This is a genomic window from Campylobacter showae CSUNSWCD (genome assembly GCF_000313615.1).
GTDB lineage: Bacteria > Campylobacterota > Campylobacteria > Campylobacterales > Campylobacteraceae > Campylobacter_A > Campylobacter_A showae_A.
Genome location: NZ_AMZQ01000007.1, coordinates 1 through 14,192 on the forward strand (window position 1 = coordinate 1; position 14,192 = coordinate 14,192).

The 14,192-nt window shown below is 44.9% G+C and carries 13 protein-coding genes and 1 tRNA gene; 7 read left to right on the forward strand and 7 right to left on the reverse strand.

The genetic code is table 11. The annotated features are described in order from the left end of the window. Positions 1 to 287 precede the first annotated feature (287 nt). Entirely contained in the window at positions 288 to 1,844 is a 1,557-nt protein-coding gene (locus tag CSUNSWCD_RS04680) for a flavocytochrome c (RefSeq protein WP_009494634.1), read from the reverse strand. 334 nt (positions 1,845 to 2,178) lie between these two features. On the opposite strand from CSUNSWCD_RS04680, the gene CSUNSWCD_RS04685 reads away from it, so the two are divergent. The 5 genes from CSUNSWCD_RS04685 (at position 2,179) to CSUNSWCD_RS04705 (ending at position 6,139) form a co-directional block, all read left to right on the forward strand. Continuing rightward, a tRNA-Val gene (locus CSUNSWCD_RS04685) sits at positions 2,179 to 2,254 on the forward strand. A gap of 474 nt (positions 2,255 to 2,728) precedes the next feature. Beyond that, the gene (gene thrS, locus CSUNSWCD_RS04690; RefSeq protein ID WP_009494636.1) at positions 2,729 to 4,549 is read left to right on the forward strand and encodes a threonine--tRNA ligase; all 1,821 of its coding nucleotides are present in this window, start codon (positions 2,729 to 2,731) and stop codon (positions 4,547 to 4,549) included. A 172-nt stretch (positions 4,550 to 4,721) separates the two neighbouring features. After that, positions 4,722 to 5,237: a translation initiation factor IF-3 gene (gene infC / locus CSUNSWCD_RS04695; protein ID WP_009494638.1), complete on the forward strand. Its 516-nt coding sequence runs from the start codon at positions 4,722 to 4,724 to the stop codon at positions 5,235 to 5,237. Continuing rightward, positions 5,234 to 5,629: a hypothetical protein gene (locus CSUNSWCD_RS04700; protein ID WP_009494640.1), complete on the forward strand. Its 396-nt coding sequence runs from the start codon at positions 5,234 to 5,236 to the stop codon at positions 5,627 to 5,629. Before infC ends, CSUNSWCD_RS04700 begins: the two co-directional genes overlap by 4 nt. 120 nt (positions 5,630 to 5,749) lie before the next feature. Further along, positions 5,750 to 6,139, forward strand: a complete 390-nt coding sequence (locus CSUNSWCD_RS04705; RefSeq protein ID WP_009494642.1) for a hypothetical protein — start codon at positions 5,750 to 5,752, stop codon at positions 6,137 to 6,139. 24 nt (positions 6,140 to 6,163) lie between these two features. Here CSUNSWCD_RS04705 and CSUNSWCD_RS11255 read toward each other — a convergent pair whose 3' ends face one another. The 6 genes from CSUNSWCD_RS11255 to CSUNSWCD_RS04735 all read right to left on the reverse strand — a co-directional run bounded on the left by CSUNSWCD_RS11255 (position 6,164) and on the right by CSUNSWCD_RS04735 (position 13,300). After that, positions 6,164 to 6,301, reverse strand: coding sequence for a hypothetical protein (locus CSUNSWCD_RS11255; protein WP_009494643.1), 138 nt, complete (start codon positions 6,299 to 6,301; stop codon positions 6,164 to 6,166). Between the two features lie 54 nt (positions 6,302 to 6,355). Beyond that, the gene (locus CSUNSWCD_RS04710; protein WP_009494644.1) at positions 6,356 to 6,676 is read right to left on the reverse strand and encodes a hypothetical protein; all 321 of its coding nucleotides are present in this window, start codon (positions 6,674 to 6,676) and stop codon (positions 6,356 to 6,358) included. Between the two features lie 156 nt (positions 6,677 to 6,832). After that, positions 6,833 to 7,951, reverse strand: a complete 1,119-nt coding sequence (locus CSUNSWCD_RS04715) for a DUF3137 domain-containing protein (RefSeq protein ID WP_009494645.1) — start codon at positions 7,949 to 7,951, stop codon at positions 6,833 to 6,835. Between the two features lie 8 nt (positions 7,952 to 7,959). Beyond that, positions 7,960 to 8,841 (reverse strand): methylenetetrahydrofolate reductase, encoded by an 882-nt coding sequence (locus CSUNSWCD_RS04720; protein ID WP_009494646.1) that lies wholly within the window; start codon positions 8,839 to 8,841, stop codon positions 7,960 to 7,962. A gap of 228 nt (positions 8,842 to 9,069) precedes the next feature. After that, entirely contained in the window at positions 9,070 to 11,343 is a 2,274-nt protein-coding gene (metE, locus tag CSUNSWCD_RS04725) for a 5-methyltetrahydropteroyltriglutamate--homocysteine S-methyltransferase (protein ID WP_009494648.1), read from the reverse strand. Positions 11,344 to 11,800: 457 nt separating this feature from the next. Beyond that, entirely contained in the window at positions 11,801 to 13,300 is a 1,500-nt protein-coding gene (locus CSUNSWCD_RS04735) for a C69 family dipeptidase (RefSeq protein WP_009494650.1), read from the reverse strand. 212 nt (positions 13,301 to 13,512) lie between these two features. Between CSUNSWCD_RS04735 and rpmI the strand changes: the two genes are divergently transcribed. Both rpmI and rplT read left to right on the forward strand, forming a co-directional pair. Further along, a complete protein-coding gene (gene rpmI / locus CSUNSWCD_RS04740) occupies positions 13,513 to 13,704 on the forward strand; it encodes a 50S ribosomal protein L35 (RefSeq protein WP_002944195.1) in 192 nt (63 codons plus the stop codon). Positions 13,705 to 13,786: 82 nt separating this feature from the next. Then, complete coding sequence (rplT, locus tag CSUNSWCD_RS04745) at positions 13,787 to 14,140, forward strand: 50S ribosomal protein L20 (RefSeq protein WP_002944116.1); 354 nt, start codon at positions 13,787 to 13,789, stop codon at positions 14,138 to 14,140. The last annotated feature ends 52 nt before the right edge of the window (positions 14,141 to 14,192 follow it).

Consider the following 14,192-nt stretch of genomic DNA (forward strand, 5'->3'; position numbering starts at 1 on the left):
GCAAAAGAGCATAATAGCATAGATGCGCACAAGGCGAGAAACGCTTTATGTTTCATGCGAATTCCTTTCGGATGTCAAATTTACAAATTTAACTGCAAATTCGGCTTTAAATTTAAAAGTATCGCAAGCCGAATTTAGCCTGCGATACGAAATAAAAACGGATTATCGCGAGATGATTTTAAATGTTTTGAAGTAAATTTCGTCCCAAGACTAGACATATAGTCTGTCGCAGGGCGAAATTTACGAAATCATTTAAAAGTGCTCGCGAGAACTCCGTTTTACCAAATTTAGGCTAGATTTTCTCCAGCAATCATCCCAAACACTATGCAGTCGGTTATCGCAACCGTACCTAGCCTGCTCGCGCCGTGCGTACCGCCGGTGATCTCGCCTGCTGCATATAGGCCGGGGATCGGCTTATTAGTCTTGCTTGAGATGACCTCGGCTTTAGTGTTGATCTTTAGGCCACCCATGGTGTGGTGAGGCTTCGGCGATAGGCGGATGACGTAGAACGGTCCTGCCTCGTTGATCTCGCTTAGCGCGCTTTCTTGTTTGCCAAACTCGTCTTTTTTGGCTTTGACGCCTTCGTTGTATTTTTTGACGCTCTCTTTTAAGGCATCCGCAGGCACGCCGTATTTACTGGCGATCTCATCTAGACTCGCGCATTCGCCCACTAGCTTGCCGCTTGCCATGCCTTTAGAAATAACCTCTTCGCTTAGGTCTTTAAACGCCATTTTGGTATCGGCGAAGGTTATCGGATAGGCTTTCGGATCCTCGCGTAAAATTTTAAACTCCGCGTCCGCGCGGGTCTTGCGGTCCGCAAGCTCGTTCACAAAGCGCTTGCCGGTACGGATATCGACCGCGATGCCGTATTTAAAGGTGCCTTGCTGAGTTAGGATCGGAGCTGTACCAAAGCCCTTCTCATCGGGGCTCGCCCATGGACCGAACTGGATCCAATCGACCTGCACCGGATACGCGCCGATCTCAAAGGCTTTTAGTAGCGCGCCCGCGGTAGCCCCCGCGTGATTTGTGCTATCGACGTCATCAGGAATGCGCGGGTCTTGAAGCTTGCGGAAAATTTTATCGCGGCAAAATCCACCCGCAGCGAGTACTACGCCTTTTTTGGCTTTGAGCGTCTTTTTTGTGCCGCTGGTGTTTTCTAGGTCATCGCTGTAAAGCTTATCGTCAAACCTATACTCTTCTCTGATCGTCACGCCCACGACGCGGCCGCTGTCATCTAGTACGAAGTCGTCAAATTTGGCGCGGCGGCGAAGCTCGCAGCCCTTGTCTTTCAGCGCTTCAAATTTTTCAAGCATCGGTTGGATGTAGCCCGAGCCGCTATCATTTGTAGTTAGCATCGAGCGCGCGACGCTGTGTCCGCCGAAGTGCGCGCAGTGATCCATTTTAAATTGCACGCCGCTATCAACGAGGAATTTAAACGCGTCCAAACCGCGATCGGCTAGGGTGCTTAAAAGCTCAGGGTGGTTGATGCCAAGTCCTGCCTTTAAGCAGTCGTTCATAAATAGCTCTTTGCTGTCTTTAACGCCCGTTTTTTCCTGCACGGGATTCATCGGTACGCTCATACCGCCGCCGTTGATTACGGAGTTGCCGCCGATGCGACCCATCTTTTCTAGAATCAAGACTTTGTTGCCCTTTTCGGCTGCTTTTAAGCCCGCCGCAAGCCCCGCAAAGCCCGAGCCGATGATGATCACATCCCACTCTTCATCAAATTTGACGTCTTTTGCGTTTAGCGCGCTTGCTTGTGCATTTACCGAACCAAGTGCTAGCGCACCTGCACCCACCATACCTAGCTTTAACAAATCGCGTCTTGACATTTGCTCTTGCATACATTCTCCTTTGGATGAAATATCATAACGGCATTATAATTATAATATCGTGAGTTTACTGTGAGTTTTATTAAAAATTTGCTCTATCATAAATATCCCTAAATTTAGGGGATTTAATATAAATTTGACCATAAAAAGATGAATTTATGAGATTTTATTTTTAATATTTATCAAGACTTTTCTACTAAAATATAATCTTTATGTAATTTTACTTTCAGATTGTCTGGCGGGGTCAAATTTGACGAAATGCGACCGCGCCCAAATTTTGCTTTTTACGAAAAATCGCAAAATTTAAGCTAATTTCAATATTATTTTGGGTAAATTTCCATTTTTCGGTCCCGTAGCTCAGTTGGTAGAGCACTACCTTGACATGGTAGTGGTCGATGGTTCGAGTCCATTCGGGGCCACCATTTCGCTTCTTTTAATTCAAAATTTCACTTTATCTTTCACGCCGTAAATCCAAATGTCAAATTTGCCCACTAAAGCCAAAATGTATTTATTTTCTAAAATTTAACTCGTTAGCGTCAAATTTGTGCAGGTTTTTGGGAATAAATTTAAAGGTTAAAGCGCAAAGGCAACCACTCCTTTGCGCAATTTGGGAGAAAAATGAATCAAAACAATGCAAAGACGAGATAAATGCATGATTCATTCGATGAAATATTAGCGATAGTTTTCTTAAAATATAATAAATTATATTGAGAATATTACCGATTTGACAATACTTAAAATTTAATCTATATATCCTATTATATTCAAAACTCAAATTTGACCGCCGTTTAAACCCAAATCAAATAAAACATTAAGTAAAGCTTAAAAACAATTTAGCTAAAATCAAGCCCAATTCTTTCAGCGTAAGAAAGATGTTTCGATAAAAAGGACGTAAAATGAGCGATATCATCGCATACAAACTGGATGGAAACATAGTCGATACTCAGAGTATCAACGGGCGAGAAAACGCCGCAGAACCGATTTATTTTGACAACTCCCCAGACGCGCTAAACGTCATCAGGCACTCCTGTGCGCACCTCATGGCGCAGGCTATCAAAGAGCTTTATCCGCAGGCTAAATTTTTCGTCGGACCAAACGTCGAGGACGGATTTTATTATGATTTCAAGGTTGATGAAGCTAACAGCAAGCTTAGCGACGAAGATCTAGCGGCGATAGAAGCCAAGATGAAAGAGCTAGCCGAAGCAAAGCTTGACATCGTCAAAGCAAGCTCCACAAAAGCCTTTATGAGCGATAAATTTAAAGACGACGAGCTAAAACAAGAGGTGCTAAAACGTATCCCCGAGGGCGAAGTCAGCAGCTATAAGCAAGGGAATTTCGAGGATTTGTGCCGAGGACCGCACTTGCCAAATACCAAATTCTTAAGATTTTTTAAACTAACCCGAGTAGCAGGAGCGTATCTGGGCGGCGACGAGACGCGCGAGATGATAAACCGCATCTACGGCACGGCATTTGCCGACAAAGAGAGCCTAAAAGAGCACATCCGCATCATCGAAGAGGCCAAAAAACGCGACCACAGGAAGCTTGGCGTCGAGATGAAGCTATTTACATTTGACGACGAAGTGGGCGGCGGCCTACCGATCTGGCTACCAAACGGCGGACGTTTACGCTCGAAGTTAGAGCAAATTTTATATAAAGCTCACCGCGACCGCGGCTACGAGCCAGTGCGTGGACCAGAGCTTTTAAAGGCTGACGTGTGGAAAAAGAGCGGCCACTACGCAAACTACAAAGAAAATATGTACTTTACGACGATAGACGAGGCCGAATACGGCATAAAGCCGATGAACTGCGTCGGCCACATCAAAGTCTATCAGTCAGATATCCGCTCATACCGCGATTTGCCGCTTAAATTTTTCGAATACGGCGTCGTGCACCGCCACGAAAAAAGCGGCGTTTTACACGGACTTTTCAGGGTGCGCGAATTTGCCCAGGACGACTCGCACATCTTTTGTATGCCGAGCCAAATCAAAGAAAATATCCTAGAAATTTTAAAATTTGCCGGCAAAATAATGGAAAATTTCGGCTTTCACTACGAGATGGAGATTTCGACCAAGCCTGCAAAAGCGATCGGCGGGGACGAAATTTGGGAAACGGCGACCAAAGCGCTAAAAGAAGCGCTTGACGAAAACGGCTTTAAATACGGTATCGACGAGGGCGGCGGCGCATTCTACGGCCCAAAAATCGACATAAAAATCACGGACGCCTTAAAACGAAAATGGCAGTGCGGCACGATCCAGGTCGATTTTAACCTACCTGAGCGCTTTGATCTTGGCTACATCGACGCAAATAACGAGCGTCAACAGCCCGTCATGCTACACCGCGCGCTACTGGGAAGCTTTGAGAGGTTTATCGGCATCTTGATCGAGCACACGGGCGGCGAACTACCGTTTTTCGTCGCTCCGACGCAAGTAGTCATCGTGCCGATCAGCGACGCGCATCTAGACTACGCCAAAACAGTCGCCAAAGAGCTTCGCAAAATCGGCGTAGATAGCGAAATCGCGAGCAAAAACGAGAGCCTAAACAAACGCATCCGCACTGCAGAAAAACAACGCGTGCCGATGATCGCGGTACTTGGCGACAACGAAGTGGCAAATAGCGCCATCGCTCTGCGCGACCGTACGACCAGGGAGCAAAAAGATATGAAACTGGACGAATTTGTCGAGCTGCTAAAATCAAAACTCGCCGAGGTAACTTTTTGAAATACGGACCAAAATCCGTCAAATTTGAGCTAGGCGCGGCTTTATGCTAAGCCTGGCTTTTACCAAAATCTGCAAAAATTGTCACGGCGCAATAAATTTCTACGAAAAATACAATAAAAACACAATATTTTTGGATATAATCAACAAATTTCAACTTAAAGGAAAAAACTAATTGGCTAAAGAAAACGAAGTGTTGCTCAACGAAGATATCAGAGCGAGCGAAGTGAGATGCGTGGGAGACGACGGCACCGCATACGGCGTCATCCCTAGAGTTGAGGCCTTGAAAATCGCCGAGAAAATGGGGCTTGATCTGGTGCTAATCGCACCTGATGCCAAACCTCCCGTTTGCAAAATAATGGACTACGGCAAATTCCGCTACCAGCAGGAAAAAAAGCAAAAAGAGGCCAAGAAAAAGCAAAAAACGATCGAAGTAAAAGAGATCAAGCTCTCCGTCAAAATCGCTCAAAACGACATCAACTACAAAGTCAAGCACGCGCTTGAGTTTCTAGAAGACGGCAAACACGTCAAATTTCGCGTATTTCTAAAAGGCCGCGAGATGAGCAATCCAGAAGCGGGCGTCGCGATGCTACAAAAGGTCTGGGAGATGGTAAAAGACGTCTCCGACCGCGATAAAGAGCCGCTACTAGAAGGCCGCTACGTCAATATGTTAGTAACGCCGAAAAAGTGAGAAAAATTATACTCGTTTGCGCTCTTGCGCTAGCTCTGGCTGGCGCGGAGTGCAGTCCGTATCTAAGACTAGCCGTTATCGGCGCAAAATCTACATTAAATCAAGCTGATTATGATGGCGTAAAAATTGCCGATATAAGCTGTGAAAACGACGTACTCACTTACAAATATATTTTTGAAGAATCGCAAGATATAAACTGGGAAGCTATTTCAGGAGAAAATAAAAAAGATTTTTTATCTGCCATGAAAGAGATTTTAGTGGAAGAATTTTGCCTCGACGAAGATACTCTTGCGCTATTACAAAGGGCAAAAAGTATCATAATGGACTACAGTCTGCCAAGCGGGTCGCTTTTTGGCCAAATAAAGCTAACAGCAAAAGATTGCGAGAAGTAAGCGGTATAAAAATTACACAAACCGACAAGATCATAAAAACAGACAAAACTCAAAGCAAAATTTGACGACAAATATCTGCTTTTGGATCTCGGTTTTTAAATTTTAAGGCATTTTATAATCATGCAAAAAGAAAATTCAAGCAAGTCAAATCGCTACATAAACGATCAAATCAAAGAAATTTTAAAAATACGTATCGAGCTATCAAAGGGGCTTATCTCCTGCGAAATGGCGGAGCGGGAAACGCTAAAAATCGCCCCTGCCTATCCCGTTCATAATCTAAATAGCGACGCTAAGCGAATGCAAAAAACTCTTGCGGGAATAGGGCAATATTATCTTAGTTATCCTGCAAACTGGGCGCAGGTACTGCTTGAGATGACGGGCGGCGAAGAACGAGCGCAAATTTTTAAAGCACTCAACGAACAGCAGCGACTATATCTCGAAAAAGACGGTAAAAATAACAAAAAGCTAGAAAAAGTACTTCAGGCCGCCAAGCAAAATTTGACCGAATAAAATACAAAACAAGCCCCGGCAAATTTATAAAATATCGCCCGAGCCCAAATTTGTAGTCTCACGAAACATACCTACACGATAACACCAAAGAAGTAAAATTTGATAAATTTGAGCCAAAATCGCTAAACGTAAATTTCGTATGCGATCCGCTTGAGAAGTCAAATCTAGCCTTACAAGCAGCCGCATACATAAAAACAACAACTTCAGACGTCGCGATTATTTGCCTACTTTTCTGCAGCAGTCTTTTCTTAGTCCATTGCTCTTTTCACAACATCTTTCATAAGCTTGCTTTGATAGAGCAGCGTCCTTTTTCACACGCTGATCAGTCGCGCCGCCTCTGCCGTACTCATATATCTCGCCCAGATCCTTGCACGACGCGGTATCGTTCTCGCTATAGCAACCTTTTGTAAAAATCTGTACCGCCGTAGCCCACTGCCCCTTTGATACAGCTTTCGCTCCATCGCCATGGCTCTTGCCGGCCTGGGCCGAAGATAACGCCAAACACACCAAAAAGATCGCGAAAATCAACTTTTTCATGACGACTCCTTTGTGTGGATTTGTAAGGCGATTATACTACAAAAACGCTTTAATGTTTAGAAAATATTTATGTTATATCGTGATTAGATTTACGTAAAATTTTATCATTGCATTCAAATTTGAGCTGCAACCCACAAAGCCGTCCAAATTTCAAAATTACCAAATTTTGCGGTTTAAATTTAACTCTTTTACTATCTGAGTAAAGCTTGCTATCTCGCTCTCGTAAAGCGCTATGGTTTCATTACTCATTAGTGTTTTATTTATATTTGGTTCAAAACTATCCAGACCTGTCTCCATCGCAATAAGTATTTGATTGTCTTTAAAAACGGCATTTACGGGCGCACCTAATCTAAAACAAAGCTCAGTAAATTTCTCCATCAAAGCAGGACTAAGCGCATATCTAGCGCCTATTTGATCGGTTGCATACACATCAAATATCTCCTCAAATCTCACATCGTCCATATTTGCTTTTTCACCGTATATTTTTAAATTTTTTGAATTTATATGCGAAATTTGAGTTATAGAACTTAAATTTTTATTAAAATCGGCCTTAAAAAGCACGCCTTTAAATTGCACAACGGTTTCGGTATTATTTTTATTCTTTATCTTTTTAGCTGCATAAAAGTCGCTAAATTTAATCCTAACGCCCTCTATCTCGCCTTCCACAAGATCCTCCCTATGCCACTCGTCAACCCTGCAATCATAAATCACGAAAAAATCGTAAAGCTCTAATCCACGGTCTTTATCATAGCTTAGTCCATGTTTTTTTACGATATTTTCTATGATTTGCCGTTTAAAATTTGATCTAAATCTTCGCCTTTTCGAAGCAGTCAAGAGACTCATGGTCGCCGCATAAGACACCGCGCCGCACGCCGCGCCAAATATGCCGTCGTCTGATAAGCGACTCGTCACAACCCAGGCGCAAATACAAACTCCAAGAGCGATTAGGCGCGTTTCTTTAACGGCAGTCACTAAATTTAAGCGCTCGTTTTCTAGCTCGCTCAACTGGGCAGCAAGCTCGTCTGAAACCAAATTTTGAGCATTTGTGTTTGAAATTTGCGATGGTCGCTCAAATAGTTTTAAAACAAAGCTACGAACCGAAGGAATAAAAAAAACGGCGGCTATAACGCCGACAAAAATGTACCCGCCGTTTAGGGCTGCGCTTAATATCGCAAAAAAGACGGGTGCGGCGATCAAGGTCGCTACCGCGATAGCGACTATTTTGAGCGCGCCGGCGAGTTTTTTCTTAGCGTGGAGCTCGTCCGTATCCGCCATCCTCGCTCCTAAATTTGCCTAAACTCGCGAGCTAGCTCTAGGCTAGCCTCGATCTCGGCACGTTTTGCCATCACGCTTTCGATGTTTGCGCTCAAATTTAGCCCGTTTTCGTCGCCGAATTTCTTTAGTTCGCGCCAAATTTCCTTGATGATCTCGCAACTTTGCGCCAGATAGTCCTCACTAGCGTTTAACCGCACGTCGACTGCGCTAGGCACGCTAACACCTAGCCATTTGATAAACTCTAGCGTTTTTGGGTTGCCCGCCGTTGAAAACGTGAGAAATATCGGCTCGGTTATCTTTGCGGCCGCGCAGTCCTCTAAAAATTTACGCGTCATATCCGCGTCAAAAATCGCCTGCGAGATGAAAAACTTCGCCCCAGCCGCGATCTTTTCGCGCATCCTTTGCGGCTCGTCGCCTTTTTTGGCGTGACGCTCGGCGATACACACTCCGCCGACGGCCAAATTTTCAAATTCGCCAGCGATCTCGTACGCACGAGCCAAATTTAGACGCACTTTTTGCGAGCTAGACGTAGCTCCGACTAGCACGTTTAGATTTGAGCTTTGAGCCGCAATCGCCGCGCGAAATGCGTCCTCGTCGTAGCCGCTAGCCACGCGGTAAAAAACGCTCGGCGTCGCGACGTTTAGGTAGTCTCGGTAGTAGATTTCGGGACTTAGCGTGCCGCTAAACTCGAACGTCCTCTCGCTATCGTTTCGCTCGCTCTCGTCTTGCACCTCATAAAGCACGAGTCCGTCGGCGTTTATGCTCTCTATTCTACCCGTCCAGCGATCCGAGATGTCGCGCAGCTTAGCCTCGTCAAATTCGGCCTTGGGCGGCGTTAGTCCGTAGAGCACGAGCCCCTTTTCTTTGTTTAAAATTTTTTCTTTTAACATGAAATTTCCAAATTTAAAATGTAGAAAACCCCGCCGTTTGCGGTTAAATTTACACTGCGACGGCGCGTGCGCAGGATAAATTATTCGCCGCGACCGACAAATTTGCTCCGCGTCAAATTTGAGCGAGTTTTAAACATCATCGCCCAAAATTTAGCGGACAAAAGTCGCTTCGGCCGCAAATTTAAGCGGCAAAAGCGACAAATTTATCCGAGTCGCAAGCGGTCGAAATTATGAATTTCTTACGATTTTGACGGCTTCGACCATATTTTTTAGGCTCGGCTCGACCTCTTCCCATTTGCGCGTTTTTAGGCCGCAGTCCGGGTTGATCCAGAGCTGTTCTTTCGGTAGAACCTCGAGTAGCGCACGGATCTGGCGCACGATCTCGTCGGTGCTAGGTACGCGCGGGCTGTGGATGTCGTAGACGCCAGGGCCGACTTCTTGTTTATAGCCGACTGATTTAAAGATCTTTAGCAGTTCGTTGCCGCTGCGAGCCGTCTCGATGCTGATGACGTCGGCGTCCATCGCCTCGATCGTCTTGATGATGTCGTTAAACTCAGAGTAGCACATATGCGTGTGGATCTGCGTTTTAGGCTCGGCCGAGCTAACGGAGAGCTTAAAGCAATCAACCGCAAATTTCTCGTACGCAGGGATGTTTTCGGCGCGTAGCGGATAGCCCTCTTTAAACGCAGCTTCGTCCACTTGGATGATGCGGATGCCGGCATTTTGCAGGTCTGCGATCTCGTCAAATATGCAAAGCGCAAGCTGCTTAGCCACCTCGCTGCGAGGTAGGTCGTCGCGCACAAAGCTCCAGTTTAGCATCGTTACAGGCCCAGTTAGCATGCCTTTCATTATGCGACTAGTGCGGCTTTGCGCGTATTTCATCCACTCGACTGTCATCGCTTTTGGGCGGCTCACGTCGCCAAAAAGTAGAGGCGGTTTCACGCAGCGGCTGCCGTAGCTTTGAACCCAGCCGTTCTCGCTAAATGCATATCCTTCGATCTGTTCGCCGAAATACTCGACCATGTCGTTACGCTCAGGCTCGCCGTGGACTAGCACATCTAGGCCAATATCTTCTTGAAATTTGATGCAGTCGTCGATGTATTTTTTGATGCCGGCTTCATACGCGCTCGCGTCGATCTCGCCTTTTTTGAAGTTTTGGCGAAGCACTCTTAGCTCGACGGTTTGCGGGAAGCTACCTATCGTTGTAGTCGGTAGGATGCCGTAGTTTAGGCTTTCGCGTTGGATTTTGATGCGATCTTCAAATTTATCTTCACGCTCAAATTTGACTAGATTTTTCACGCGGTTTTGCACACTTGAGGAGTGGATCAAATTTGACGTCGCGCGCGTTTTAACCGCAGCTTTGTTTTCTTCGTAAATTTTGCTCTCCGCCGCGTTTAGCGCTACGCCGTTAGCTAGTTTGGTTATGATTTTAATCTCGTCTAGTTTTTCTACGGCAAAGCTCAGCCAGCTTTTGACCTCTGAGTTTAGTTTTTCTTCGTATTTTAGGGTATAAGGCACGTGAAGCAGCGAGCAGCTAGGTCCGACGTAGAAATCTTTGCCGCCGATTTTCTCGCCGATCTCGCGGACTAAATTTACCTTTTCGTCGATGTTACTTTTCCAGATATTTCTTCCGTCGATGACGCCTGCAAATAGCGTTAAGTGGCTGTTTTTGATAGTTTCAAGCGCTTCAAAATTTCTTTTTCCGTGAACGAAATCTAGTCCGATACCGTAAATTTTAGTTTTAGCTACCTCAGCGACCGCTTTTAGCGCGTGCTCGAAATAGGTCATAAATACGATTTTGACGTTGTTTGCGGCTTCGGCTAGCTCATTATATACTTTGCCGATGACGCTAAGCAGGATATCTTCGTTTTTATCGGTCGCGAAAATCGGCTCGTCAAACTGCACTAAAATCTCATCGTCAAGCGTTGAAAGTAGCTCAAGAAGCTTTTTGTATTCGGCGACTAGAGCGTTTAGGTTTTTAAACGGGCAGCTACCGTCGGTGGTCTTTGAAAGCGCTAAAAATGTAATAGGACCAATCAAATTTACCTTGCCTTTTACGCCCGCAGCCTTTGCCTCTTCGTATTCGGCAAGGATTTTTGACGCGTCTAGCTTAAAGGTCGTCTCGGCGCTAAGCTCAGGCACGATATAGTGGTAGTTTGTGTTAAACCACTTCGTCATCTCCATTGCTACGCCGGTTTTGTTGCCGCGCGCGCAGGCAAAATACTGCTCGCGTCCGCTCAAATTTGCAAATCTAGGCGGTACGGCGCCAAATGCTATGATGCTATCAAGCATAAGATCGTAAAATGAAAAATCATTTACGCTGATGGCCGAAATTTCGGCGTCTTTTTGGTATTGCCAGTGTCTGTTTTTTAGCGTTTTAGCGACGCTTAGCAAATTCTCCTCGCTAAAGCCCTCTTTGCCGGCCCAAAGACCTTCAAGCGCGCGTTTTAGCTCTCTTTTTTCTCCGATTCGCGGGAAACCCGTAACATAACTTTTTATCATTTTAATTCCTTTAAATTTGATTTTTTATTTTTAAATTTTAAGCTCATTCAAAGTCGCTCAAAAGAGCGAGCTTAGAAACGGCGGGTGGCAACCGCTTTTTCTCAAACTAAAATAAAATTTATAAAAAACCCTGCTAAACAAATTTCGCCCAAATTTCAAACACTGCCTCGCTTTATTTTTAAAAATGCAGTTGCAATGCATCGGACGCGGCGATAGAAATAAATTTATATTAATGTTTAAAAACGTGAAATTATTTAAAAATTTGGCTGTTTTTTTAAAGTCGTTTGCAGTTTTTTTGCTAAGATTAAAGAGTCTCAGGCATGGGGCAAGGCATTAAGCTCATCCTTTTGGGGTCAAATTTGAGCCGTATTATAAAGATTTTTAAAAAATAAATCAAGAAGTTTTTATCAAATTTGGGCTAATTTGAGGCAGGCCGCAGCCCGCCCCTTAAATTTGCCTAGTCTTTTTTGCCTTTGTTTAGCGATTTTAGCTTGGCGTCGGTGTCATCTGTTAGCATCGTGAAGATTTCGTTCGTCAAATTTTGCGTTAGAGCCTTGGCTTCCTTCATCATATTCGTCGAAAATTCGTTTAGCAGCTTGTTCGCTTTGGCTTTGTCTTTTTTGTAGAGTTTGACGTATTCGTCTTCAAATTTAGCCTGTTTGACCGCGAGCGCGTCTTCAAACTCCTTGTATGCCTTTTTTACGACCGGCGAATACTTATCATAGTCCATCATCACAAGAGTTTGCAACTTTCTATACGCCCAATAAATCGACTCGTCGTCGGCCTTATACGAGCCTTTATCGTAGCCGTCGATAAATTTGTCGAGGCCGTAGTAATACGGCAAATAAACGCCAAGCTCCGACATGCCAAGCGCCACGTAGGTCACTCTGCCGATCTCTTGAGGTAGCCACGGACGCACCTGCATGACGTGCGACTCGTAGGTTCTAAAGACGCTCACGGCGCGGTAGATATTTTTTTGATTTTCGTCTTTACTCGCGTAGTTATCGTAAGGCGTGCCGTCGTAGTGGGATCTAAGAGCGTTTTTTAGATCCTGCACGCTTAGCTTTTTAGCCGGTTTTAAAAATACCGGATAGTTGCCGCCATCAAGGGTCTGCTTATCTTTTAGCTCGGGGTTAAACATCTGCTGCACCCAGCAAACGCGCGGATAGTTGTAGGTCATATCTCTCTCATCGTCTCTGGTGTAGGCTTTCGTAAACTGAAATTCTCCGTCTTTTGCCGGGTCGTAGGCGCCGTTATCTTGGGCAAATTTGATCAAATTTTTCGATCCCATAAAATTTGGATCGTTTTCTTTGTAGTTTTGTAGTCTGCCTTGGTTTGCGGAGACGAAGTACTCGTCTTTTGGTAGCTTAACCGCCATCCAGTGATGACCCGTACCCGTTTCAAAATACCAAAGCTCGTTTTTATCCACGAACACTACGCCAAAACCCTCTCCCGCGCCCGTAGTTTCCACGATCTCGCCGAGCAGCTTCACGCCCTCGGCCGCGCTTTTCATCCTAGGTAGCAAGACGTCGGGGATATCGTCCTCTGTGATGCCCGTCGCTTCGTTATACGGATCGATTTTTAGCAGTTCGTCTTTGGCGTAGATGGTCTCGGTGCCGCTGATGCCCACGCCCGCGTCATTGTAGCCGACCGCGCCGTGAAGCTTGGTGTGCGAGTTTGCTATCGTCGTGTATCTCATGCCCTCTTTTGGCAACGGATAGGTAAAATCATTTGCGCCGTCATGCGCCTTTGAGCTGTGGACGCCTTTTTGATTGGATTTTTTGGGGTGTATCAAAAACACCTGCGCCTTTATCGCCTTGCTATCGGCACTCCTAGCTATTAACATCGAGCCGTCGTCAGAGGCTCCTTCTCCAACCAAAATAGTCGTGCAAGCTAGCGCGTTTGCACAAAACATCGCGCTTATTACCGCCGCAGAGGCGAGAAACTTCATCTTCATCGTTACTCCTTGATTTGAGATAATAAATCTAAGTGAAATTATAGGACTAAAAATATTAATTAAATATAAAATTTAAGCTATTTTCAAGATTGTATTGTAAATTTGTTTTGTGTTTTGACACCAGCTCCATCAAATTTAAATTTCTTAAAGGAATTTTGGGTATAATCCCACTCTTACGCATAAGGCGTAAAAGAAATTTTAAAAGGATTAGTATGCCTAAGATGAAGACAGTTCGCGGCGCTGCTAAACGTTTTAAAGTGGGCAAAAACAAGATCAAAAGAGGCTCTGCTTTTAGAAGCCACATTTTGACTAAAAAATCTCGCAATCGCAAGAGAGATTTACGCTCGCCTCAGTACGTAGACAGCACAAACGTCGCAAGCGTCAAAGCGATGCTCGGAATTTAAGTTTTTGACGAAAAGTCATTCCAAACTCCCCCAAATTTGGGGCAAGACTCACTCGGTGAGCGCCGATTTGTAAAGGATAAATATGGCAAGAGTAAAAACAGGCGTAGTTAGAAGAAGACGCCATAAAAAAGTTTTAAAACTAGCTAGAGGTTTTTTCAGCGCTAGACACAAACACTTTAGAAAAGCCAAAGAGCAATTAGAAAGAAGTTTGGTCTATGCATACCGCGACAGACGCCGCAAGAAACGCGACTTCCGCCGCTTGTGGATAGTGCGCATAAATGCTGCGTGCCGCCTAAACGACATTAGCTATTCGCGCTTTATCGCGGGACTTAAAAAAGCAAATATCGAGCTTGATAGAAAAATCTTAGCCGATCTAGCTATGAATGACGCAAAAGCTTTCAGCGAGCTAGCTTCAAAAGCAAAGGCTGCTTTATAATACTCAGGGGCGGTTTCCCGCTCCTTTTCTCTATATCTTTGGTTTAATAAAA

Bases quoted from the DNA above. Each gene is read 5' to 3' on its own strand.
- CSUNSWCD_RS04680 (WP_009494634.1), bottom strand. From the start codon at position 1,844: ATGCAAGAGCAAATGTCAAGACGCGATTTGTTAAAGCTAGGTATGGTG.
- thrS (WP_009494636.1), top strand. From the start codon at position 2,729: ATGAGCGATATCATCGCATACAAACTGGATGGAAACATAGTCGATACT.
- CSUNSWCD_RS04705 (WP_009494642.1), top strand. From the start codon at position 5,750: ATGCAAAAAGAAAATTCAAGCAAGTCAAATCGCTACATAAACGATCAA.
- CSUNSWCD_RS04710 (WP_009494644.1), bottom strand. From the start codon at position 6,676: ATGAAAAAGTTGATTTTCGCGATCTTTTTGGTGTGTTTGGCGTTATCT.
- CSUNSWCD_RS04715 (WP_009494645.1), bottom strand. From the start codon at position 7,951: ATGGCGGATACGGACGAGCTCCACGCTAAGAAAAAACTCGCCGGCGCG.
- CSUNSWCD_RS04720 (WP_009494646.1), bottom strand. From the start codon at position 8,841: ATGTTAAAAGAAAAAATTTTAAACAAAGAAAAGGGGCTCGTGCTCTAC.
- metE (WP_009494648.1), bottom strand. From the start codon at position 11,343: ATGATAAAAAGTTATGTTACGGGTTTCCCGCGAATCGGAGAAAAAAGA.
- CSUNSWCD_RS04735 (WP_009494650.1), bottom strand. From the start codon at position 13,300: ATGAAGATGAAGTTTCTCGCCTCTGCGGCGGTAATAAGCGCGATGTTT.
- rpmI (WP_002944195.1), top strand. From the start codon at position 13,513: ATGCCTAAGATGAAGACAGTTCGCGGCGCTGCTAAACGTTTTAAAGTG.
- rplT (WP_002944116.1), top strand. From the start codon at position 13,787: ATGGCAAGAGTAAAAACAGGCGTAGTTAGAAGAAGACGCCATAAAAAA.